The sequence below is a fragment of the Desulfosarcina alkanivorans genome, from assembly GCF_009688945.1.
Classification (GTDB): domain Bacteria; phylum Desulfobacterota; class Desulfobacteria; order Desulfobacterales; family Desulfosarcinaceae; genus Desulfosarcina; species Desulfosarcina alkanivorans.
Window position 1 is genome coordinate 2,342,094 of record NZ_AP021874.1, and the last position, 23,113, is coordinate 2,365,206.

Annotated in this window: 17 protein-coding genes; 6 read left to right on the top strand and 11 right to left on the bottom strand. The window is 55.8% G+C overall.

Features of this window, described 5'->3' with window-relative positions:
- Positions 1–6 precede the first annotated feature (6 nt).
- Entirely contained in the window at positions 7–453 is a 447-nt protein-coding gene (locus tag DSCA_RS10320; protein ID WP_155316360.1) for an amino acid-binding protein, read from the bottom strand.
- A gap of 151 nt (positions 454–604) precedes the next feature.
- On the opposite strand from DSCA_RS10320, the gene DSCA_RS10325 reads away from it, so the two are divergent.
- Positions 605–982, top strand: coding sequence for a hypothetical protein (locus tag DSCA_RS10325; RefSeq protein ID WP_155316361.1), 378 nt, complete (start codon positions 605–607; stop codon positions 980–982).
- Between the two features lie 15 nt (positions 983–997).
- On the opposite strand, the gene DSCA_RS10330 is transcribed toward DSCA_RS10325, so the two are convergent.
- Together DSCA_RS10330 and DSCA_RS10335 are read right to left on the bottom strand one after the other, a co-directional pair.
- Positions 998–3,637, bottom strand: a complete 2,640-nt coding sequence (locus DSCA_RS10330; RefSeq protein ID WP_167527703.1) for a response regulator — start codon at positions 3,635–3,637, stop codon at positions 998–1,000.
- Positions 3,638–3,861: 224 nt separating this feature from the next.
- Positions 3,862–5,817 (bottom strand): ATP-binding response regulator, encoded by a 1,956-nt coding sequence (locus tag DSCA_RS10335; protein WP_155316363.1) that lies wholly within the window; start codon positions 5,815–5,817, stop codon positions 3,862–3,864.
- A gap of 334 nt (positions 5,818–6,151) precedes the next feature.
- Here DSCA_RS10335 and DSCA_RS10340 point away from each other — a divergent pair, with 334 nt between their 5' ends.
- Genes DSCA_RS10340 through tdh form a run of 3 tightly spaced genes read left to right on the top strand, consistent with a single transcriptional unit; the run spans position 6,152 to position 9,486 of the window.
- The gene (locus DSCA_RS10340) at positions 6,152–7,192 is read left to right on the top strand and encodes a GGDEF domain-containing protein (RefSeq protein ID WP_155316364.1); all 1,041 of its coding nucleotides are present in this window, start codon (positions 6,152–6,154) and stop codon (positions 7,190–7,192) included.
- Positions 7,193–7,239: 47 nt separating this feature from the next.
- On the top strand, positions 7,240–8,430 hold the full coding sequence (locus tag DSCA_RS10345) for a glycine C-acetyltransferase (RefSeq protein ID WP_155316365.1): 1,191 nt from the start codon (positions 7,240–7,242) through the stop codon (positions 8,428–8,430).
- A 21-nt stretch (positions 8,431–8,451) separates the two neighbouring features.
- Complete coding sequence (tdh, locus tag DSCA_RS10350; protein WP_231716437.1) at positions 8,452–9,486, top strand: L-threonine 3-dehydrogenase; 1,035 nt, start codon at positions 8,452–8,454, stop codon at positions 9,484–9,486.
- Here the strand turns inward: tdh and DSCA_RS10355 are convergent.
- Positions 9,483–10,235: an alpha/beta fold hydrolase gene (locus DSCA_RS10355; RefSeq protein WP_197904770.1), complete on the bottom strand. Its 753-nt coding sequence runs from the start codon at positions 10,233–10,235 to the stop codon at positions 9,483–9,485. The genes tdh and DSCA_RS10355 overlap by 4 nt on opposite strands.
- A 310-nt stretch (positions 10,236–10,545) precedes the next feature.
- A complete protein-coding gene (locus DSCA_RS10360; RefSeq protein ID WP_155316366.1) occupies positions 10,546–12,525 on the bottom strand; it encodes an MFS transporter in 1,980 nt (659 codons plus the stop codon).
- A 285-nt stretch (positions 12,526–12,810) separates the two neighbouring features.
- Between DSCA_RS10360 and DSCA_RS10365 the strand changes: the two genes are divergently transcribed.
- The gene (locus DSCA_RS10365) at positions 12,811–14,301 is read left to right on the top strand and encodes a sigma-54-dependent transcriptional regulator (protein ID WP_155316367.1); all 1,491 of its coding nucleotides are present in this window, start codon (positions 12,811–12,813) and stop codon (positions 14,299–14,301) included.
- 427 nt (positions 14,302–14,728) lie between these two features.
- On the opposite strand, the gene DSCA_RS10370 is transcribed toward DSCA_RS10365, so the two are convergent.
- The 3 genes from DSCA_RS10370 to acd all read right to left on the bottom strand — a co-directional run bounded on the left by DSCA_RS10370 (position 14,729) and on the right by acd (position 18,368).
- Positions 14,729–16,462, bottom strand: a complete 1,734-nt coding sequence (locus DSCA_RS10370) for an acyl-CoA carboxylase subunit beta (protein ID WP_155316368.1) — start codon at positions 16,460–16,462, stop codon at positions 14,729–14,731.
- A 47-nt stretch (positions 16,463–16,509) separates the two neighbouring features.
- Complete coding sequence (locus tag DSCA_RS10375; RefSeq protein ID WP_155316369.1) at positions 16,510–16,902, bottom strand: carboxymuconolactone decarboxylase family protein; 393 nt, start codon at positions 16,900–16,902, stop codon at positions 16,510–16,512.
- 302 nt (positions 16,903–17,204) lie between these two features.
- Positions 17,205–18,368 carry a glutaryl-CoA dehydrogenase Acd gene (acd, locus tag DSCA_RS10380; protein WP_155316370.1) on the bottom strand — a complete coding sequence of 388 codons (1,164 nt, stop codon included), beginning with the start codon at positions 18,366–18,368 and terminating at the stop codon, positions 17,205–17,207.
- A 333-nt stretch (positions 18,369–18,701) separates the two neighbouring features.
- On the opposite strand from acd, the gene DSCA_RS10385 reads away from it, so the two are divergent.
- A complete protein-coding gene (locus DSCA_RS10385; protein ID WP_155316371.1) occupies positions 18,702–19,463 on the top strand; it encodes an IclR family transcriptional regulator in 762 nt (253 codons plus the stop codon).
- Between the two features lie 125 nt (positions 19,464–19,588).
- Here the strand turns inward: DSCA_RS10385 and DSCA_RS10390 are convergent, their stop codons facing one another.
- The 3 genes from DSCA_RS10390 to DSCA_RS10400 all read right to left on the bottom strand — a co-directional run bounded on the left by DSCA_RS10390 (position 19,589) and on the right by DSCA_RS10400 (position 22,471).
- Positions 19,589–20,881, bottom strand: a complete 1,293-nt coding sequence (locus DSCA_RS10390; RefSeq protein WP_155316372.1) for a TRAP transporter large permease — start codon at positions 20,879–20,881, stop codon at positions 19,589–19,591.
- A 45-nt stretch (positions 20,882–20,926) separates the two neighbouring features.
- Positions 20,927–21,511 carry a TRAP transporter small permease gene (locus DSCA_RS10395; protein WP_155316373.1) on the bottom strand — a complete coding sequence of 195 codons (585 nt, stop codon included), beginning with the start codon at positions 21,509–21,511 and terminating at the stop codon, positions 20,927–20,929.
- A gap of 84 nt (positions 21,512–21,595) precedes the next feature.
- Complete coding sequence (locus DSCA_RS10400) at positions 21,596–22,471, bottom strand: TRAP transporter substrate-binding protein (protein ID WP_231716438.1); 876 nt, start codon at positions 22,469–22,471, stop codon at positions 21,596–21,598.
- Positions 22,472–23,113: the final 642 nt, after the last annotated feature.

A 23,113-nucleotide genomic window follows, 5' to 3' on the forward strand; every position in this document is an offset into this window, starting at 1 on the left:
AAGCGGTTAATCCGAATTTTCCAGAATGCCGAACTGCTCGGCATCGAGCAGGTGCACGCCATTTTCCTGCATGATCGCGATGGCTTTGTCATTGTCCGAAAACCGGAAGATCATGACCGCCCGTTCCCGGCTCTGCCGCAAAAAGGCATACATGAACACCAACTGCACGTTGGCATCCAGAATCGGTTTGAGCAAACTGGCCAGCTGGCCGGGCCGGTCCTCGATTTCGGCGGCGACGACCTCGTTCACCATGGCAGGAATGTGCATCTCCATAAGCAACTGCCGTGCCTTGGCCACATCGGAAACCAGCAGGCGCAGCTGGCCGAAGGCGCCGGTGTCAACCAGGTTCAAGGCCCTGAGATTGATGCCCGCGTTTCCCAGTGCATGGGTCACCTCGAAAAGGCGGCCCGGTGAATTTTCGATGGATACCACGATCTGTTTGAGTTTTAACATGACCTTCTCCCATGGGTGTAGTATTGAACAAACACGGTCGCCGGGAATGCCGGGCGGCGCATTGGGCAGCACCCCGGCAGGATTGCTATTTTTATCAGGGTATCATTAAGAATAGCGTTTATTCTGTCAAGACTTATCAAAAGGTGAAACCATGAAAATCCGGGCCACGCTGATCGTCTTTGGTTTATGCTGGGCTTTGCCTGTCGACTCGGGCGCCCTGACCGTGGAAGAAATCATGCTGCTCAAACAGAACGGTATTTCCGAAGCCACCATACAAATGATGCTGCAAAGCGAAATGCGTGCCGGCCAGTCGCCTGCTGACGGGGAGAAAATGGGCGTCAGGACCATTATCCGGCCGAACGGCAAGCCGGCCATTGTATACACCACCGACAGCGCTGACGAGGAAGCCCGCAGGGCAGCGGAACGCCTGAAGGAAGAACGGGCCTGGGAAATGCTGCGCCATCTGATCGTGGACACACGAAAAACGGATAGCCGCAGACCGGGGTCAGATGCCGGAAAGCGGGATTGAGCGCTGCTGTCTTCCTCAGTCCTCAGAGACGCGGGCCACCATCTGCTTGAGCCGCCGCTCAAAACCGGCCAGTTCATCGGCCAGGGTCCGGAATTGGATCCCGGCCATTCCAAACTGCTTCTGATCGGCCAGCTGTTCCAGCTGTAAGGCGGCATCCGCCGCCCCATCGATCTGGAAGTTACGCGCCATTCCCTTGAGGGCATGGGCCGTTCGGCTCAACAAGGCCCCATCCCGGTCGGCAATGGCTTTTTTCACCGTCTCCACCATGGGTGGATAATCGGAGATGAACATGTCGGCAACGTCTTTGAAAAATGCGCCGTCGTTGTTGAATGCCTCGAGAATCGCGCTCAGTTCGCCGTCATCATCCCCTGCTGACGTCGACGGGTCGGCGTCCACCGATTCCGGTTTGCGGTCCGGCATGGGCACCACCCGGCGGATGGCTTCCAGAAGTGCGATGGAGGAGATCGGTTTGGACACATAATCGTCCATGCCGGCGTCGATGCACCGCTCCCGGTCGCCTCGCATGGCGTGGGCCGTCATGGCGATAATGGGGATATGGCGATCCCTCTTTTTTTCCAGGTCGCGGATCCTCGCCGTAGCGGTGAGGCCGTCCATTTCCGGCATCTGGACATCCATCAGCACGAGATCAAAATGTTGTCCGTCCAGGGCATCGATGGCCAGGCGGCCGTTTTCGACGATCGTTGCCCGGCAGTGCCAGGTGTCCAGCAGCCGCCGGATATACTTCTGGTTGAAAGGCGTATCTTCGGCAACGAGAATATCGAGCGGCGGCAGGGAGAAATCATGACCGGAACCGTTGTTGTCGACCCGCTTTTCAGCCGGCGCCTGCGCCACTGACAAGGCCTTGATAATGGCGTCCAGCAGGTCCGACGGACGAACGGGCTTGGTCACCAGGGCTCCGACGCCCGTTTCATTGTAAAAGGCCGTTTCCTTGGCGGTGGTGGTGGTCAGCATCATGACAACCCGCGTGGTATCCCCGCCCCGCCCATGGATCTGACGGGCCAGAGACAGGGCGCCCGAATCCGACAGATCCGAATCGATCAGCGCCAGGTCGAAAACGGCCCCGCTGTTTCCCATTTTTTTCAGCAGCGCCATGCCCGCGGCTGCCGATGACGCCGGCTTCGGAACCATTTTCCAGCTGGCCAGCATCTCGCACAGGATCTTCAGGTTGGTGGCATTATCATCCACGACGAGAATCCGCCGCCCGCTCAGGTCCATATCATCCGGCAATTCGGGACCGTCCGCACTCTTGGCGTCCACATCGAAGGCGATGGTGAAGTGGAAGATGCTTCCCTTTCCCAGCACACTTTTGACCCCGATCTGTCCACCCATCAGATTGACCAGTTGAGCGGAAACCGCCAAACCGAGGCCGGTGCCGCCGAATTTCCGTGTGGTGCTGCCGTCGGCCTGCCGGAAGGCCTCGAAAATCAGGGCCTGCTTGCCGGTGGCAATGCCCACCCCGGTGTCCCTGACTGCCACGTGCAGCAGCAGATGATCAGCGTCCACGGTGCGGCATTGGGCAAAAACGACGATTTCCCCGGAATCCGTGAACTTGAGGGCGTTGCCGATTAAATTGAGCAGCACCTGGCGGAACCGGTGATGGTCGCCCACCAACCGGTCCGGTACGTCGGGCGCCACCCGGTAGGCCAGCTCCAGGTTTTTCTCATGGGCCTTGACGGCCAGGATTTTGAGCGCCTCACCCAGAAAATCTCTCAGGTTGAAGGGGGATCGTTCCAGTTCCAGCTTACCCGCCTCGATCTTGGAAAAATCGAGGATATCGTTGATGACCGACAACAGGGCAAAGGCTGCGGATTGAACCACTTTGAGATCTTCACGCTGTTCCCTGGACAGGGGCGATTCGAGAAGCAGCTCGACCAGCCCGATAATGGCATTGAGCGGGGTTCTGATCTCGTGACTCATGTTGGCCAGAAATTCGCTCTTGGATCGACTGGCGGCTTCGGCGGCCATCTTTTCCTGCTGAAGTGCATCGGCCTGGCGACGACGCGTCACATCCCGCAGAAGGCCCCGGTAGCCAACCAGCCGATCATGGCGGCCGGTAATGGGGGATACGGACGTTTCCACCCAGCGCCTGGCGCCGTCCTTGCGGACGATGACAAATCCCAGGTCTTTGATGTTCGTTCCCGTCCGGTTCACCTTGCCAAAGGCGGCAAGGACTTTCTGGGTTTCCGCCGGGGTCAGGAGCCGCCGGTAATCCAGCTGGCGAAGCTGCTCTGCCCCATATCCGGAAATCTTGCGAAAGGAGTCATTGAAAAAGGTAAACCGGCCCCTGAAATCGATTTCGAAGTATCCGTCTTCCATATTTTCGATGATGGTGCGGTATTTTTCCTCACTGCCGGCCAGCGCTTCGTCCGCCTTCTGACGCTGGCGCATCGTATACCCCACGTGAGAACCGAAAATCATGAAAAAACAAAACACCAGCAGCCGGCTCAGCACCTCGTTGAGTCCCGGGTTGAAATAATTGTGGACGAAGGTACCGCTGGTAGCCGTCAATGCAAAGATCAGGGAAGCGAAGATCCAGTAGGCAAAGGCCACACCCAAGCCCAAAAGAAGGACCCGGTCCGCCATCCGCGCGGCACTGGTTTTCTTCTCCGGGTCGAGGAATTCGGGTCGTTTCAATTTTGGGGAATTCTTGATCGTCTGGATGTCAGCCATTGTGCTTTGTTTGCAGCTCCCATTGCAGGCGCGGTTGGTCACATCCGCAGATGGCCTGCTTCCGTATGGACGCCCGATAGAAAACGGAGTCGATGGTCACCCGTCAAGCCTGGCGCGATCGCGCGCAATTGCCTCATGAGCCGCCACCGTCTCGCACGAAGGTCCGCAGCCATGGAACCATCCGTCCTTCAGGCAAGGATCTCCTTGATCTTCTGTGCAAGCTGATTGAGGTTGTAAGGTTTTTGAATAAAACCGTCGCATCCTTTCTTGAGCAGTAAAGCGGCCTGTCCCTCGATGCTGTATCCTGAGGAAAGGATAACACGCATATCCGGCCGTGAGGATTTAACGCGTTCGAAGACGATTTCACCACCCAGGTCCGGCATGATCAAATCCAGAATAAGCATGTTGATACGATCCTTGTTTTCTTCGAATACACGAATCGCTTCCTTTCCTCCGTTGGCGAGCAGCACTTCATAACCGAGTTCATTGAGCATGGCTTTGTCGGCATTGAGGATATATTCCTCGTCGTCCACCACCAGGATGGTGCCCGACCCTTTTTCAGGGAGTGTTCCCGACGAGATCACCCGCAGCTTGTCCTGCGCTGGGGGTTTTTGAAGAATTCGGGCAGCCGGCAGATAAATGGAAAACGTGCTGCCGCGTCCCACCTGGCTGTCCACGGTAATAATGCCCTGGTGTTTTTTAATGATGCCGAATACGGACGCCAGTCCCAGGCCGGTGCCCTCTCCCATGGGGCGCGTGGTGTAGAAGGGTTCGAAAATCCGCTCTACGGTTTTTTCGTCCATCCCCGCTCCGGTATCGGAAACGTCGATTTTCAGGTAACTGCCCGGGGTCAGGTTGTAAGGTTTTACGAAAGATTCATCCAGTTTTACATTGGCCGTGGAAACCGTCAATGTCCCCCCACTGGACATGGCATGCCACGCATTGACATAAAGATCCATCAACGCGAGTTCAATCTGGGCGGAATCCACTTCCGCCGTGGCCAGTTCCGCTTCCAGATGCCGTTCCACATGGATCTCTTTTCTGGTCCGGGCAAACATACCGGAAGACTTTTCGACGATATCGTTGACATCCTGCAGGTCCAGTGAATAGCGGCCGCCCTTGGCAAAACTGAGCAGCTGGCGGGTCAGCTTGGCGCCGCTGTCGATGCAGCGTTCAATGCCCGCCAGTTCATCATACCCCGGATCCCCCACCTTCTTGTCCTGAATTAAAATAGAGACATTTCCCTGAACCCCCATCATCAGGTTGTTGAAGTTGTGGGCAATCCCGCCCGCCAGGTTGCCGATGGCGTCCATGCGCCGCACATGCTGGAGCTGGTACTCCAGGTCCCGCTGCTCGGTGACATCGGTAATCAGCAATATCGTGGTGTCTGTCTCCGCTTTGACCGGAAAACTGCGAATGATGACCTGACGCCCGTTGAGTTCCAGAGGGTGGGTCAATCCGACCACCGGCGATGTTTCCGAGTCCCTGTGCATCAGATCGTCAATCCGGTTTCGATCGGCATCGTCAAACAGTTCACGGGGGTTGGCCGACAGCAGGTTTTCCGGGGGGATGCCAAAAAGCCTGACGGCCGCCGAGTTGGCGTAAACCACACGACTGGTATACACCTCCACGATGCCCTCGTTCATACTTTCCAGAATCGTTTCCAGGTGCCGGTTGCGCCCCAGCAGTTCCTTGGTCATTCGCCGGGCGTATACCGGGATGCCATCCACCGAGGCAATACCCAGAATTTCATGTTCCGAGATCACCGTTGAGGGATTGCCGGAATCCTGGATGGCCGCCAGCACATGCTTGCCCATCTGACCGAAAGGTCCCTTGGCGATGCAGGCGTTCACACCGATTTTTCTGAAGTCCAGATCCATTTCAGCCACGGCGGCGGAGATGATCACGAGATAGCAGTTTTTCATGTGTTCCATGGTTCGGATAATCTGGCACAACTTGTCTCCGCCGATTTTGGGTATGATCAGATCCACGAAAACAATATCCGGCTCATAGGTGGTCAGCAGGCTCAGCGCCGACAGGCCGTCTTCACAGGTTTTCACCTCGTGACCTTCACCGTCCAGCAGATTGGACAGGAACTTCAGAATCATCCGGTTGTCGTCAACCACCAGTATCTTCTTTTTCATGGGCCTGTATCCTCTGTGTGTGCCGCCGGAAGAAGAAAATGCGGCACGGCGACGCGCCAACACGAACCGGCCGCTCCGTCAAATCGGGCATGCCGCAATCGTTTGCTGGAAATTAGTCTTTCAGGTCAATCGATTATGCACAGGCGGCCTTTGGCGGTCAAGCAATTTATCACCGCCGCCAGGCCGGTATCCGAACCGGTTTTTAATTGACAGTTTTAATCTGTGCTTCTAAATAGAAGATCATCATCCGGCAGGAAAACGACCGCCTGACCGGCTACCTCTTACCCCACGGATTTCAGAACTGACATGCACCCGGTAAAATCGATCGACGCCTATGAAGAAAGGCCATCGCACCATGCGCTATGACGACAGCATCGAGGATTCACGCAAACACCTCCGGCTGGCCCTGGAACAGATCGGCAAACTCGGGCTGCCCACCAACCCGATGAACTACTGCATATGGTATGATTATGCGACCGGGAAAAACGGACCGCTCAACGCAGCCATCGACGATCATCTGAAAAACCATGGATCCTTCTCCGAATCGACCAGCCGTCAGTTTTTCGATCAGTACATTGCCGGCCGCGCGGAGACGGTCACCACGCTGGTCCGAGAAGAACTGAAAAAAGTCTTTGCCGAGATTATCGCTGCGATTAAAAACACGAACCAGCATTTTTCCCAATCCGAAAACAATCTGGAAACCATCAACGAGTCCATCGCCGCCAGCCTGTCTGAAGCAGACGTGGAAATGATCGTCAACCAGATCAAACAGGAAATCCAGATCCTGGAAGCCACCAGCGGATCCTTTAAGGAACAGCTGCAACAGGCCACCCGCGAAATCGATCAGCTGAAGGTCAAGATGGCCCGTTACCGCAATGAGGCGCTCAAGGACCCCCTGACCCGTATTGACAATCGTCGCGGATTCGACAAGAAGTTGAAAGCGGCCATGGGCAAAGCCAAGGCGGACGGAGACGCTCTGTGCCTGGTCATGGCCGATATTGACCATTTCAAGCAGGTAAACGACACCCATGGCCATCTCGTAGGAGACAATGTGCTCCGGATGGTCGCGGCCACCATCAACGATTCCATTAAAGGAAAGGATCTGGTCGCCCGGATCGGTGGCGAGGAGTTTGCGATCCTGCTGCCGGATACGCCCGTTGAAGGCGCCATCAAACTGGCCGACAATATGCGCCGCAGCTTTGAAGGACTGGACTTGAAAAAAAAGAATACGGGTGAAAGCCTGGGAAAAATCACCCTGTCATTCGGCGTGACCACCTACAGGGAAAATGAACCTTCGGAAGACCTGGTAAACCGCGCGGATGAAGCCCTGTACCAGTCCAAAAAAGAGGGCAGGAACAAGGTAACCAGCCTGTAGCGACGGTTTTCAGAACACTCGAATAACCGCTAAGGGAGGTCTATCCCATGCGTCCAGCGTTGACAGATCACCTATCTGGTGAAATCAAGATATTAAAGAAAAACGGCCTGTACAAAGATGAACGGACGATCACCTCGGCCCAGCAGGCCGCCATTACCGTCGACAGCGGTAAAACCGTCCTCAACTTCTGCGCCAACAACTATCTGGGACTGTCCAACCATCCACGCCTGGTGGAAAAAGCGCAATCTGCCCTTTCCACCTATGGGCTCGGCATGTCCTCCGTTCGTTTCATCTGCGGCACCCAGAGCATCCACAAAACCCTTGAAGCACGCATCAGCGCCTTTCTGGGAACCGAGGACACCATCTTATACAGCTCCTGTTTTGACGCCAACGGCGGTCTCTTCGAGACGTTGCTGGACGAGAACGACGCCGTAATCAGCGATGCCCTGAACCATGCCAGCATCATCGACGGCATCCGTCTGTGCAAGGCCAGGCGCTTCCGCTACCGGAATAACGACATGGCCGATCTGGAACAACAGCTCAAGGCGGCATCCGACTGCCGGTTCCGCCTCATTGCCACTGACGGGGTCTTTTCCATGGACGGTATCATTGCCAACTTGAAAGGCATCTGTGACCTGGCCGATCGGTACGATGCGCTGGTGATGGTGGATGATTCCCACGCGGTGGGATTTGTGGGTGAAAACGGGCGGGGGACACCGGAATACTGCGGTGTATCCGACCGGGTGGATATTATCACCGGCACCCTGGGCAAGGCCCTCGGCGGCGCGTCCGGGGGATACACCGCCGCACGGAAAGAAATCGTCGACTGGCTCAGACAGCGATCCCGGCCCTACCTGTTCTCCAACTCCCTGGCACCGGTAATCACCGCCACGGCCATTGCCACGTTGGACCTTCTCGAGGAAAGTTCGGACCTGTTGGATCGACTCCGGGAAAACAGCAGCTATTTCAGGAAGGGGATGCAGGCGGCAGGGTTCAGCCTGGTTCCCGGGCAGCACCCCATCATCCCGGTCATGCTGGGAGACGCGGTTCTGGCCCAGAAAATGGCGGCCCGGATGCTGGAGGAAGGAATCTACGTGGTCGGGTTCAGTTTCCCGGTTGTTCCCAAGGGCCAGGCCCGCATCCGCACCCAGATGTCCGCCGCCCACACCCGGGAGCATCTGGACCGGGCCATAGCGGCCTTTATCAAGGTAGGCAAGGCACTTGACGTGATCGACTAAGCCGGAAAGGCGGGTAATCCCATGGAGACCATGAAAGCCATCGTCAAGCTGAAACCCGAAACGGGCATCTGGATGGACCGGGTGCCGTTTCCACGCATCGGCCATAACGACGTACTGATAAAGGTGCTCAAGACCGCCATCTGCGGCACCGACATCCACATCTACAACTGGGACCCATGGTCCCGCAAAACCATTCCCACCCCCATGACCATCGGCCATGAATTTGTGGGGGTCATCACCGAAATCGGCAGCGACGTCCGGGGCCTCAAGGTGGGAAACCGGGTGTCGGTCGAAGGCCATATCACCTGCGGCCACTGCCGGAACTGCCGCGCCGGCAAGCGCCACCTGTGCCGCAACACCATTGGCGTGGGCGTCAACCGGCCCGGATGTTTTGCCGAGTACATCAGCGTGCCGGCATCCAATGTCTTTAATGTGCCGGAGACGATCAGCGACGATATCGCCGCCATCCTGGATCCCCTGGGCAATGCCGCCCACACGGCCCTCTCCTTTGACCTGGTCGGAGAAGATGTCCTGATCACCGGCGCGGGCCCCATCGGCATCATGGCCGTGGCCATCGCCCGCCATGCCGGCGCCCGGCACGTGGTGATCACCGATGTCAACGACTATCGCCTTGAGATTGCCGCGCGAATGGGCGCCACGGCGGCCGTCAACGTCACCCGGACGTCGATCGCCGAAACCGCATCGCAGCTGGGCATGAAAGAAGGCTTTGATGCAGGGCTGGAGATGTCCGGCAACATCCAGGCCTTCAGTGACATGCTGCAGGCCATGAACTATGGCGGGCAGGTCGCCATCCTGGGCATCCCCACAGGCGAGGTGTCCCTGGATTTGACCCAGATCATCCTTAAGGGACTTAAATTAAAGGGAATTTACGGGCGTGAAATGTTCGAGACCTGGTACAAGATGACCAGCATGCTCCAGAGCCAGCTGGACATATCGCCGGTGATCACCCACCGATTCGGCGTGGATGACTTTCAGCAGGCGTTTGATGTGATGCGCTCCGGACGGTCGGGCAAGGTGATCCTGGACTGGGATTAGTGATCATGCCTGAACCGGCCGTGTTCAAGGAAGTGGATGGTCTGGTCGATAACCTGCGTATCGTTCATGATAAATCCGTGGCTTTTATGAACCACAAGAAAGTCATCCATCTCCGCCAGGCGGGCCCGCGCGACCGACACCTTGCCATCGTCGGGTCCCGGCAGTCGGGCGGAGAACCAGGGCTCCAGCGTGCTGTCTCCGGTGATGATGCCCACGGGCACATCCACCGGTCCCAGGCGATTGGGAACCGAGTCTTCCGCCGTTCCGAGCTGCTGCCCCGCCGGCCCCATGATCCAGCGGTATAGAAACCAGTCCTTGAGCAGGTCGGCCAGTTCGCTGCCCTGGTTGGGCGGGCTGAGCATCACCACCCGGCTGCCCGGCGGCAGCCGGCGGGTTTGCAGGTATTGCCGGACGAGAATGCCTCCCAGCGAATGAGTGACGAAGTGAACGGGTGCCGACGGGTGCGCCAATCGGCAGTCCCGGACCGTTTCGGCGACAACACCCTCGCTCAGGGTTTCGATGCTGGCGCCGGTGGACGGATAATCCAGGTTGACCACCCGGTAGCCGCTGTCGGCCAGACGGCTGGCCATCGTGGCCATGGACCGCCGTGTGCGGCCCATGCCGTGAAGAAGAATGACACTGGCTTCGGTTTCCATTTCTTCAGGTTCCGTTTCTGTGGCCCCAACCGCTGTTATCAGGTAAAGGAATGCGGTTATCAGGGCCATCAACGCAGCTGCGTTTCTTACCATCGATTCACACTCCGGGATATCGTTTGTTTGTGTCCGGCAGCGCCTGGCGGGGCCGAAGATCGAAAGGCCACCGCTTGCACCGGCTGGCGGTAGCGGCCCGTAGGGCACTTTTTATCCTGATGGATGCGACCGACATTCGGGCAAGGCGCCAAAACCCTGCCGACAGACAACCGACGACATGGCTTGGGGTCATGGCCACAAAACCGTGCACATCCCAATTGGTCAGCCATGTCTCACCCGTATATAACTCAAAACCGGTCTGGATGAAAAGCACCGCCAGCGTCATGCGTCAGATGAACACCCCATGGGGTCACGGGTGCGGGCACCGGAAACCGCCGGACAGGCCAACGACGGTTTCCCGCAATTCTGATGCTGACACGCGGGCCGGTGCCACCGGCGTCCCGGCCGCCAGCTCCACGCGGGACCAGAAACGCTGGGGCAGACGGGTCAGGGCGTGGCCGTTTTTGTGGCTGAAAAAGCTGCCCCAGAGCCCTTTCAGGGCCAGGGGCACCACCGGCACGGGGTTGGTCCTGATGATCCGCTCGATGCCGGGCTTGAACGCCCCCACCCTGCCGTCACGCGTCAACTGGCCTTCTGGAAATATGCAGACGACTTCCCCGGCCTCCAGGGCTGCTGAAATCTCCTGGAAGGCGGTTTTCAGCCCCACCGGATTGCTGCGATGCGAAGCGATCGGGATGGCCCGGGCCGCCCGAAAGATAAAGTGAAGCAGAAACATCCGATAGATGGGCTCGTAAATGACGAAGCGCACCGGCCGGCGGCAGGCGCCGATAATCAGAAGGGCATCCATGTAGCTCACATGGTTGCAGACCAGCACGGCCGGACCGTCCTCGGGGATGCGGTCCAAATCACGGTGGCGAAACCGGTACATGGTATGGGTGATTATCCACACCAGAAACCGCATGGTAAACTCGGGCACCAGTGAATAAATGTAAACGGCCACGACGGCATTGGAAATCGCAAGAATGAGAAAAAAAACCGGGATGGAAATGCCGGCAGCGCCGAGAAGAAGGGCGCCGGCCAATGAGGAAAGCACCATGAACAGGGCGTTGATAATGTTGTTGGCGGCAATCACCCGGGCACGCTCCCGGGGTCGGGTACGCATCTGGACCATGGCAAACAGGGGCACGATATAGAGTCCGCCGAAAATACCGATCATCACGAAGTCGATCATCAGTCGCATGCTGCCGGGCACAGCCAGAAACCGGGACAACGTCAGCAGACCGTCGCTGTCGGGGAGCCGGCAGGCCCAGAAAAGATCGAGGCCGAACAGGCTCAACCCGATGGACCCCAGGGGCACCAGACCCAGCTCCACTTTCTTGTCCGACAGACGTTCGCACAACAGCGACCCCGCCCCCACACCGATGGAAAACAGGGTCAGCAGCAAGGTGACCACACTTTCGCCGCCGGACAGCACGGTTTTGGTGAAATTGGGAAGCTGGGTCAGGTAGGCGGCGCCAAGCAGCCAGAACCAGGAGATCCCCAGGATCGAAAGAAAGACGGATCGCTCACGGCGGGCATAACCGATGGTCCGCAGGGTTTCTTTGAACAGATTCCATCGTACGGTCAGACGGGGAGCATGGACGGCCGTGGCCGGAATCATGCGGCTTGCCAGCCAACCGGCCAGGGCGATGCCCACCAGCACCAGTCCGGTAACCGCCGGACCGTTTTTGATCTGAATCAGCAGCCCCCCGCAAAGGGTGCCCAACAAAATGGAGATAAAGGTGCCCATTTCAACCAGGGCATTTCCACCGACAATCTCAGTCGGTTTCAACTGGTCCGGCATGATGCTGTATTTAACCGGGCCAAAGAACGCCGACTGGGTGCCCATGAGAAACAAAAGGCCAAGGAGGACCATCAGGCTGCCGGTCCAGAATGCCAGCCCCGCACAGGCCATGATGGCAATCTCCATCACCTTGATCCGACGAATCAGCAGCGATTTTTCCATCCGGTCGGCAATCTGTCCGGCGGTGGCCGAAAAAAGGAAAAAGGGGAGGATAAACAAACCGGCCGCCAGGTTAATCGCCACATCGGACGACATGGAGAGCCGCTGACCAGCCTGGAAAGCGATGGTCAGCATCAAGGCATTTTTAAACACATTGTCGTTGAAGGCCCCGAAAAACTGGGTCCAGAAAAAGGGTGCGAATCGCCGGGTGGACAGCAGTCGCCACATCCCCCGTGGGTCTTCAGATGCCGACTGGTCTAATGGTTTTTGGGTCTTTGACTGAGTCTGGTGTAAATTGGGGAAAACGGCGTTGCTTCGTTTTTCCATCTCGTGGTCCTTTTCTCCGAAGGGTCGGATTGTTGTCGATCCAAGCGGCGCAAAGTAGGGGCCGGGTACCGGTTGATCAGTTGCAATGGGTCTAATCAAATCCCGTGCCTGAATTGAAATTTAATTATTACCCACTGTAATCAATAGAATTATTCGGTTTTCGCCCCCCTTCCATGCAATTCGACCGGAACCAATTGTTCATTTTTTGATTATATGATATGCATTTTTTGTATGACGACGACAGCACGTCGGCCACCGTTCGAACCGGTCAACCGGGAGTTACCCATGAAAAAGCTCACCCCATCGGAACGCGATTTCTTTGCCTTGGTTCACGAAGCGGTCTACGCCAATCCCTTCAGTGACCGTCGAAGCCGCGTGGACTTGGAAATTGCGGGTCTTTTTCCAGGCCGGACCGACCGGCGTGGATTTGGGGAGACCCTTGCCCGGGTCCGCAGGCATATCCAGCGACTCGAGGAGACAGGCCGGGCAACCCTCACCGCCTATGGCCATCGCGACCGGCAGTTGCTGACCAGCTCTTTCCTGTTTGACCTCTTTCACCGATTTACCGACCAGTTCGACCGCCTCATCATTGACCAGTTGAACGCCGGCGACCGCTCCCTGCCGGTGCCTTTTGCCGGGGCGGTGATCGACCTGTTGATCGGCTGGGGCTTTGACGGGGAAATGGCCCGTCGCTATCTGGCCATGTGTTATCAGCTCCGCCGGGCTTTTTTCTTTATCGACAAACATCTCAAGGGACGCAGCGAAAGCATGCGCCGGCTGCGGGAAAGCCTGTGGAACAACGTCTTCACCCACGACATGGATCTTTACCACCGTTACCTGTGGAACCGCATGGAAGATTTTTCCACCATGCTGCTCGGCGAAACGGGCAGTGGCAAAGGAACGGCCGCCATGGCCATCGGCCGATCCGGCTTCATCCCGTTCGATGAAAAAAAAGGATGCTTCGATCAGAGCTTTACCCGTTCGTTCATCGCCCTCAATCTGTCCCAATACCCGGAAACCTTGATCGAATCGGAATTATTCGGCCACCGCAAGGGCGCATTCACCGGCGCGGTGGAGGACTACGAAGGGGTCTTTGACCGCTGCAGTCCCTTTGGCGCCATTCTCCTGGATGAGATCGGCGAAGTCGGCGAACCTATCCAGATCAAGCTGCTCCAGGTAATCCAGGAACGCATTTTCCGTCGGGTGGGGGACCACCGGGCGAGGCCGTTTCGAGGGCGGGTCATTGCCGCCACCAACCTCCCGGCCGAACAACTGCTTGGCGGACAGGCGATGAGAAAAGATTTTTTCTACCGGTTGTGTTCAGACCTGATCGTGGTTCCCTCCCTGGCCCGGCGAATTCATGAAGATCCCAACGAGTTGCAAGACCTTCTCCAGATCGTCATTGAACGGATCGTCGGAGTTCCTTCGAAAGAATTGACGTCGATGGTAAAGGCGCAGATTCACCACACACCGGGACTCGCCTACCCCTGGCCCGGAAATGTCCGCGAGCTTGAGCAGGCCGCACGGCGCATTCTGATGAAACAGGACTACACCCCGATGCCGCCGGAATCACCGTCGAGTCCGGCGGCCTGGCTGCAAACGGGTTTCCAGCGACAGGACATGACTGCCAGGGCCCTGGTCGCCGGCTATTGCCTCATGCTGCACCAGCAGCACCAGACCATTGAAGCGGTTGCGCGGATCACCGGACTTGACCGACGGACGGCCAAGAAACACATCGAAGAAGGCAAACACCTGTTTGTTCCGGGAAGGCGTTGATAAAGAAATGGGTTTCAGGAATTCAGGGCAGCCCCGTTGAACGAGGCTTGAACACTGATGAAACTTGTGCGTTTTCATACACGTTGAAAAGCAATTAAAATGTCCGAATGACAAACAGGTGCCTGCGCATGTTGGACGATGGACAAAAAAAACTCAACATCTCAGTAGATGTAGGGTGCGTTTTACGAACCAGATCTCAAAATAACAGTTGTTTTGTTCAATTTTCCCATTCGGTGTTTTTGTTTGAGATTTGATCTTTGAGATTGGTAATTTTTCAATCAGTGCAGTTCCATCCAATAGAGATTTGAGCACTGGTGAAACGATGCCCGAGATGAAGTTTCATAAGCGGGATATCGTTCCCCCTGGCGAAAAAACGGACGCCGCACCTGTGGCCGCGCCCGTTTTTATCGTATCAATGGAAGGATCGCTACCCTTTGATCACCCGGGGCGTCAGCATCTGGTGCTGGGGGCAGATGGATTTGGGGTTCTGGTAGACACAGCCGGCAAAGGCGGAAAGATAGCGCCTGATTTCCGACATTTTGACCACCTCGTCCACGAATCCCTTGCGGGCACAATAGCTCGGCCGCGAATAATCGTGATATTCCTGGGCCATCTGGTTCATCTTGTCGATCACCGGCTGCAGGGGTTTTCCGGCATTCTTCTCCTTGACCAGCCGCCGTGAGAAACTGGCGGCGGCGGCCGTCTCCCCGTGCATCACGTATATTTCCGTCGTGGCCACGCCCAGGGTCAGGGCGTTGTGCCGGTTGGCCGTGGGCCCGCCCATGACATAATGCGCTGCAGCAGTGCCCTTGCGCAGCACCATCAGCAACTGGGGCACATCGGTGGACTGGATCGAATAGATCAGGGACTGGCCCAGACCCAGCAGTTCGGCCTTTTCGGCGATGTCGCCGACGTCAATGCCGGACGTGTCCTGGAACCAGATGATCGGCACCCGGTCACGCCCGCACAGGGTGACGAACTCGTTCATCTTGATCAGGCCCTGACGGTAGAGCTTACCGCCGATGCCGGGGTAATCGGCATATTCGGGATAGCCTTCACCCAGCCACCCCTGGCGGTTGCCGATGACGCCCATCAGATAGCCATCGATCTTGACCAGGCCGGCGTATATCTCGGGCCCGTAACCCGGCTTGAATTCCATGTGTTCACTGCCGTCCACGATGCGTGCCAGTACCTGGTCGAAGTCGTATATCTGTTTCTGGTTGTAGGGAACCAGGCGGTATATGTCATCGGCCGGGAAAAGGGGCGCTTTGGGCTCAGCCACCCGAAAAAACTTGGGGTTGTAGGCCGGGATGTCCTTCATGTAATCCTTCAGGCCGTCGAGCACCTGGGTCTCTTCTTCGTATACATACCTGAAAAAACCGGTGCCGTCGTAGTGAACATCCACTGACCCCGGCGGTTTGGCTTTGAACTGCTTGGCTGCATTGATAAGGGCCTCGGCGCCCTCTTCGTCAAAAAATCCCTTGGGCGACATGCCGCTGAGGATGCCGCCGCCGCCCACGGCGATATTGCAGTTCTTGTGGGCGAACAGGACCGTCGGACTGATGGCCTGGTATCCGCCGCCGGCGGGATTGGTGCCATAAATGGCGGCCAGGATGGGGATGCCGGCCTGGTTCAATTCCGCGTGCCGGAAAAAGGTGGTGCCGCCGCCGCGGCGATCGGCGTAAAATTTTTCCTGCTCGGTCAGCTTCACCCCGCTGCAGTGGACCAGCCAGACCAGGGGAATGTTCAACCGTTTGGAGAGGTTGGTGATCCGCAGGATATTTTCGTATTGTCCGGGCAGCCAGGCGCCGGCCAGGACCTTGTTGTCGAAACCGATGATCACTGCCCAGCGCCCCGAGATTTTACCCAGGCCGTCCACCACATTGGTGGTGCCTTCCTCGTTGTCTTCCGGGTTGTACAGGGAGTGCAGGGGGCACCAGGTCCCCGGATCAACCAGGTAGTTCAGCCGCTGCCACACGGTCATCTGGCCGCGCGCGTTTATCTTTTCTTCGGAGAATCCCGCCAGCTTGACCTTTTCCGCTTCCTTTTTCAGACTGGATTCGACCTCCCGGAGTTGCTTGACATTCTCTTCAGCGCTCTTGATCTGTCCGGCATTCATCTCTCGGCCAAAAACCGGCATTTTTTCAAAATACGGTCTCATGGTTTCACTCCCCAATCGGTTAAAGTGTTTGGAATAGAATCTATTCTTTACTCAGCGATGGGCCACTGGCCCCTCTCTTTCAATACGTCTCTGAGCACCTTTAAAGCCGTATTCACCGTAGGGATGCCACCGTAGGTGAAAGTTTGAAAAATCACCTCGGCAATTTCCGGGGCCGTGCAGCCGACATTCAATGCCGCCTGGATGTGCAACTTGAGTTCCTCAGGCCGTGACAACACGGTCAACACGGCCACCGTAACCAGTTGCCGTGTCGGATGGGGAATCTTCTCCCGGGCATAAAGCTTGCCGGTGATAAAAAGGGATAAATCCTTTCCCAGATACTTATCAAAGGATCGCCACAATTCGAAAGGTTTTTCTCCTTCGACCCCGTTGAAATATAGCGAACCGGTGGCCTTTGTTTTTTCGACGATATCGTCACTCACGGCATGAAGTCCTTTCAACGTTTTGGTTGGAAACGGCAGGCTGGGAGACGGATCAATCGTTTCGGCACCGACTCAGCTGATACGATCCCCCAATCCCGATGTCAGAGGTCGGAGATACTAATTCTGTTCGCACCAATCCCCCGATCCCTTTAAGCAACGTTTTATTCGGAAGTGGTCGGTCGAGGTTCGGATCAAGGTCGCAGCATGCTTGCAACCGCAGGCGTAGCAGCGCTGCGTCGAGGATTGTAAGCATGTGAGAACGCCGATCCGGGCCGCAAGATGCCTCTTCCGGGTGAAACGGTTTAGCGGTTGGCCTTGCGATACCCCAGCTGATCCAGGGCGATGATCCACTTGCAGATGTTCGCCGAGCCCTCCACCATGTAGTAGGTCGGCGTATCCCGGTAGATGCGGGCCACCGGGTACTCGGTCGAGTAGCCGTAGGCCCCCAGGATGCGCATGGCGTAATTGGAACACTTATTGACCGCCTCTCCGGCAAAGTATTTGGCCTTGGCCACATCCAGGCCGTTGTTGAGCCGGCCCTGGTCCTTGGCCCAGGCCGCCTTGTAGACCAGCAGGCGGGCCGCGTCGACCTCCGTGGCCATCTGGGCCACCATATCCTGGTTCATCTGGAACTGGCCGATCGGCTTGCCGAACTGCTTGCGGTCGTTGCAGTATTTGGATACCACATCCAGGCAGGCCTGGGCCACGCCCACCGCACCGGCCGCGGCCGACAAACGGGTCTGGTTCAATGAACCGAATACGATCTTGGCGCCCATGCCCGGTTTGCCCAGAATGTTCTCTTTGGGTACCCGGGTATTGTCAAGAAACACCTCGCCGGTCGGCGAACTGAACGAGCCCATCTTGTCCAGACGGGTGGTCTTGACCCCGTTGAAGGTCTTGGGCTCGATCACGAAGGCCGACAGCCCCTTGGAACCGGCGTCGATGTCCGTGTAGGCGTAGTAGATCAGGACGTCGGCCACCTCCGCGTTGGAAATCCAGGTCTTGGAGCCGTTGAGCAGCCAGTGGTCGCCCTTGTCTTCAGCCGTGCTGGTCATGGCCATCACATCCGAACCGGCGTCCGGTTCGGTGATGCCGAAGCCACCGATCAGGTCGGCCGTGCACAGCCCCGGGATGTACTTCTTTTTCAGGGCTTCCGTTCCGTAGGTCAAAATCGTGAAGGCGCAGCCGAGCACCTGCATGTTGACCTGCACCCGCAGCGAACTGCACACCCGGGCAATCTCTTCGGTGACGATCATGGCCGCCATCCAGCCCATGTCCTCGCCCTCGTATTCCTCCGGAATCACCGTGCCCCAGAACCCCAGCTCGCCCATGGGCTTGATGACCTCTTTGTATGGAAAGTAGTGCGCTTCGTCCCACTGGTCCACATTGGGCGCGATCTTCTTGGTGGCGAATTCGCGCACCGCCTTGCGAAGCATCTCCAGTTCCTTGCTCAGTTGAAAATCCATGAGATCTCCTTTCAGGCCGACGCGAGCCGTTATCCATCAGCTGGTCGCAACAGGTGGATGGCAACCATAGTGAGAAAGGCCGGTTGTTTCGCCATACAAAACAGCGTTTTGTTTATAGCAGACGATGCCCGCCTTTTCAAGAATTTTGCATGGGGGGATCTCAAGGTCCTCCTGCAAAAATAACGATCAGATCGGGTTTTTAAAAAATATTCCGGCCCGCGTCCCACCCCATTTTCACGATAAAAAAGCGGAAATGGCTTGACAAGCCGGGCCCCTTGTTGGCACACCACAAAGACAAAACAGTGTTTTATATAACGAGACAATCGGAAAGCCATGAATGCCGTCGAAAAAGCCCTTGAGATACTGATCGCCTTCCAGAGCGACCATCCCACATGGGGGGTTCGGGAATTGAGCGCACATCTGGGCTTCAGCCCGGCAACGGTCCAGCGCATTCTCCAGTCGCTCAAAGGGTATGGCTTTGTCCAGCAGGATCAGGCGACCCGCCACTATCGGCTGGGCCACGTATATTTCAATTTCCTGCATACCCTCCAAAGTGCGTTTCCCGTCAAGAGATCAGCCACGCCTCACATGCAGCGGCTTTTATCCCAAACCCGGGAGACTGTTCACCTCAATGTCATCGATGGCCATGAGCGCATCTGCATTGACACACTGGAATCGTTTCAGCCTCTGAAAGCCAGCATGCCCGTCGGCAGCCGTTCCCCGCTGCATGCCGGCGCATCTTCCAAATGCCTGCTGGCCTATTCCAGCCGGACCTTCCTCGACACCTACCTCCAGCGGGCCAAATTAAAGGCGCTCACTGACAGCACGATCACTGAAAAAACTAAACTGGAAACGGAAATCCAGCACATTCGTTCCACGGGGTATGCCCTCAGTCTGGAGGAACGAAACCCGGGAATAGGCTCGATCAGCGCACCGGTATTCGACCATAAGGGCCTGCTGGTTGGTGCCATCAGCCTGGCGATCCCGGAAATCCGCTTCCGGGATGCTGAGCACCGGTCTTTTTGCCTGACGGGAATTCTCAAAGCCACCGCCGATCTATCCAGGGAATTGGGCTACCGGGCACAGGGGCGCTAAAAATGGTTTCCCCTTCTCTTTAGGCCGACGGCGAGAATGACGGCAATCATCCCTTCTGCCTGAGCAAAAAAAAACCTTCGAAGGTTTCAAGTTCGAAGGTTTTTCAGATGATGGGGAACATAAACTTATATAAACCCCATCATTTTAGGAAACCACAACACCACATCGGGGAAAAAGGTCATCAGCAGAAGGACAACAATCTGAATGAAAATAAAGGGTGCCACGGCCTTGGAGACATAGATCAAATCCCGGTTGGCAATCGCCCCCGTAATGTACAGGCTGACCCCCATGGGCGGCGTGCAGTAGCCGATTGCCAGATTCACCGTCATGATCAGCCCAAAATGCATCCAGTTGATGTCGAATGCATCCAGCATGGGGAGAAACACGGGGCCAAGGATCATGGTGGCCGAAATAATGTCCATGAACATACCGACAACCAGCAACAGCGCGTTCATGGCAACCAGGAACAGCACCGGCGATGTGATGGCGGAAAGAACGGTTTCCGTAATACGGCCGGGTATGTCTTCCAGGGTCAGCAAACGGCCGAAACAGGTCGCACCGGCAACGATGATCAGCAGAGTCGCCGAAGTGACCGCCGAATTGACGGTAATCTGTTTGACCTGGCTGATTTTCATGGACTTGTGGATGAACAATTCCACAATAAAGGCATAGATGCAGGCGACCACGGCCGCCTCGTTGGCGGTGAAGACGCCGGAAAAAATGCCGCCGAAAATGATCACCGGCAGCATCAGGGACCAGAAGCCCTCCCTGAACACGGCAATGGTATCCTTGAACGACGGAACCGGCATCCGCACAATCTCTTTTTTCTTTCTGAAGAAAAGATATGAATAGAGGCACACCAGGGACATGATCAGCATGCCGGGTATAAATCCGGTCAGAAACAGTCCCTCGAGACTGACATTGCTGATCATGGAATAAAGAATCATACCAATGCTCGGCGGAATGATCACCCCAAGATTGGGTGATGTGGTCATGAGCCCCAACGTATATTTTTCCGGGTAACCATTGTCCAACAGTGCCGGAATCATGAATCCGCCTAAGGCGACGACGGTGGCGACGGTTGAACCGGAGATGGCACCGAACAGTCCACAGGCAAGCACACCGGCCATTCCCAGCCCACCGGGCAGCCAGCTGACCAGGGCATTGGCCACTTTGATCAACTTTTCGACAATTGACCCGGCGGTCATGATGTTTCCGCATAGAATGAAAAACAGCACCACCACCAGTGCAAAATTATCCATGCTACGGAAAATGGTTTGAAACAACAAAAGCAGGGGAAGATCGGTAAACAGTAAAAATCCGAGAACGGCGGTAAAAAAAAGGCACATGAAGACGGGGATATAAGTGGCCATACACCCCAGCAGGATCAGCATTATGATGATGTCGCTCAACTGCATATCGATAGGCTCCTTGGGATTGCCATTCCTTGGGTCGGGATTGGTTCAGGCATCAACTCGGGATTGCGTGACGTCATGGTGCATGACGAGAAGGGTCCTTAAAAACATCAGGACCCCGGTGAGCGGTAAAATAGCGTACAGGTAAACCAGCGGTATCTGAAGGATCAAGGTTTTCTGAAAAGTTCTGGCCTGCAGTGCTGCCATTTGCCATCCGTAGTACATCATCAATGTCGAAAAAATTAAAATGACCCCATTGCTGAAATGGGTCAGCACCGGTTTTAATTTTGGAAGCAACTGCACCGAGGCATCGATCTTGATCATCGATCGATTTTTGACGGCCACACAACAGCCGATGAAGGTCGTGTAAATAATCACCTCACGAACCAGTTCTTCCGACCATGCGAGAGTGTAATTGAATCCATAGCGCAGGACCACGTTTAAAAACAGGGCGATCAAGGCAACGCCGACACTAATCAGCAGTGTCCACTCTTCAAACCGGGAAAGCCATCGGTCAATGGTCGTTAAAACAGATGACTTGCGCTCACGGCCATAGGGAAATAAAAAGAGAAGAGAAGAAAAAATCACAGCCGTGATTGTGAAAATAAGCGGATAGATCGAGTTACTTGTCATAAACATGACCCTATCGAACGAAGTTTATATATGCAAGGGGGCCGGCATTGCCGGCCCCCTTTGGTTGACTTGACCCCAATCGTGTCAGGGCGTATATCCCATTAAGGCCTGTACCTCTTTCAGGTAGTTGGCGGGCCGGTACGTATCGCCCGGATAAAGCTTGTTAATCTCCTCGGCATATTTTACATGGGCCGCATCGCCTTTACTTTTGATCCAGCCCAGATCTTCTTCGGGCAAGCTGTAAAACAGGATTCCGGCTTTGGATGCCTTGGCGATCTGTACGGCTTCCTGAACTTTGGTTTGTTCGCGAATCTGCGCGCAAACGTCATGGACCACGGCCTTGAAGGTCGTCTGCAGATCAGCCGGCAGACGGTTCACCCAGGCCTTGTTGAAGATCCAGATGAAAAGTCCCTGGGCATAGTCAAGGTACGTATAATACTTGCACACCTCAAACTTCTTGGTGATATTACAGACCATGGGGGTGTGGTCCAAACCGGTGATCACCCCTTGTTTCAAGGCCACCGGAACATCCGGCCATGGCATGACAACCGGGTTGAAACCGCACTCTTTGTAAAAGAGCTGGTTAACGGCCGCCTCGGCAGTCCTGAATTTTACTTTTTTGGCTTCCTTGATGTTGGTAACGGGTGAGGTCGTGGCCCATCCGTAATTCCCATACCCGGTGATATCCAATCCCATGATTCCCTGATGGTCCATGGCCATCATGTAGTGATCGAACAACTTTCCGGATCCTACGAATTTATCCAGTTTGTCAAACGAATTGACCAGAAATGGAAGATTGATCAACCCGAAACGGGGTCCGAGGTTCGTTGCGGCAACGGAACTGACGCCCATTCCCTGGATCGCGCCCATCTGCAGTTGATTGAGCACTTCCACTTCACCGCCGAGCATGGAAAACGGTTTGTAGTCGAGGTAAATCTGGCCGTTGGTCCGCTTCCACAACTCATCGCGAATCGCAAAGCCGGCGTAAACACCTTTAATAACGGGATGCGAAACATTGGAAACAATGCATTTGTATTTTGCTCCGGATGGGTCAAAGCTCGGTTTCCAAGCATCCAGAGAAGGTTTTTTCGCAAAACCGGGACTGAACCACAAACCAATAACCACCAACATCACACAAACAATTTTAATTTTCCTGTTTCGAATCATCCGGCCCCTCCTTTTGTTCCCCCGCAGTTGATAAAACCGATCGCCCAAAAAGCTACTTAACAGCTACTTAACAGCCACTTATTTTTTAAGTCAAGAAAAACTTTTAAAGCAGATTCATCAAATGAAAATCAATACGATCAATAAAGCGCATCAAACCAGCTGAAACGGATCGAATTTCACCATGAGATAGAAATTTTTTGGCCAAACCGGACCCGGTGAAACGAATGCCTCGTTACCGTCTGCTTTGAGCAATAGGCGACGGGCAATTGAAACGATGAGAGCGTGCCGGTAACGATGTCAGGCATCCAGGCAAGCAGCGATGTTGTCCCAGATATGGAAATACCTGTTTTCCCCCGCTTTCGAATGAACCTATACTGACAATCGAAACCGTTATTCCCTATAGAAACATGAGGGAAAAGTCAAAGAGTTTCATCA

Excerpts from the sequence above, each read along its gene's own strand:
- DSCA_RS10390 (WP_155316372.1), bottom strand. The coding sequence starts at position 20,881 with ATGCAGTTGAGCGACATCATCATAATGCTGATCCTGCTGGGGTGTATG.
- DSCA_RS10355 (WP_197904770.1), bottom strand. The coding sequence starts at position 10,235 with ATGGTAAGAAACGCAGCTGCGTTGATGGCCCTGATAACCGCATTCCTT.
- DSCA_RS10340 (WP_155316364.1), top strand. The coding sequence starts at position 6,152 with ATGAAGAAAGGCCATCGCACCATGCGCTATGACGACAGCATCGAGGAT.
- tdh (WP_231716437.1), top strand. The coding sequence starts at position 8,452 with ATGGAGACCATGAAAGCCATCGTCAAGCTGAAACCCGAAACGGGCATC.
- DSCA_RS10365 (WP_155316367.1), top strand. The coding sequence starts at position 12,811 with ATGAAAAAGCTCACCCCATCGGAACGCGATTTCTTTGCCTTGGTTCAC.
- DSCA_RS10345 (WP_155316365.1), top strand. The coding sequence starts at position 7,240 with ATGCGTCCAGCGTTGACAGATCACCTATCTGGTGAAATCAAGATATTA.
- DSCA_RS10320 (WP_155316360.1), bottom strand. The coding sequence starts at position 453 with ATGTTAAAACTCAAACAGATCGTGGTATCCATCGAAAATTCACCGGGC.
- DSCA_RS10385 (WP_155316371.1), top strand. The coding sequence starts at position 18,702 with ATGAATGCCGTCGAAAAAGCCCTTGAGATACTGATCGCCTTCCAGAGC.
- DSCA_RS10335 (WP_155316363.1), bottom strand. The coding sequence starts at position 5,817 with ATGAAAAAGAAGATACTGGTGGTTGACGACAACCGGATGATTCTGAAG.
- acd (WP_155316370.1), bottom strand. The coding sequence starts at position 18,368 with ATGGATTTTCAACTGAGCAAGGAACTGGAGATGCTTCGCAAGGCGGTG.
- DSCA_RS10395 (WP_155316373.1), bottom strand. The coding sequence starts at position 21,511 with ATGACAAGTAACTCGATCTATCCGCTTATTTTCACAATCACGGCTGTG.
- DSCA_RS10325 (WP_155316361.1), top strand. The coding sequence starts at position 605 with ATGAAAATCCGGGCCACGCTGATCGTCTTTGGTTTATGCTGGGCTTTG.
- DSCA_RS10360 (WP_155316366.1), bottom strand. The coding sequence starts at position 12,525 with ATGGAAAAACGAAGCAACGCCGTTTTCCCCAATTTACACCAGACTCAG.
- DSCA_RS10370 (WP_155316368.1), bottom strand. The coding sequence starts at position 16,462 with ATGAGACCGTATTTTGAAAAAATGCCGGTTTTTGGCCGAGAGATGAAT.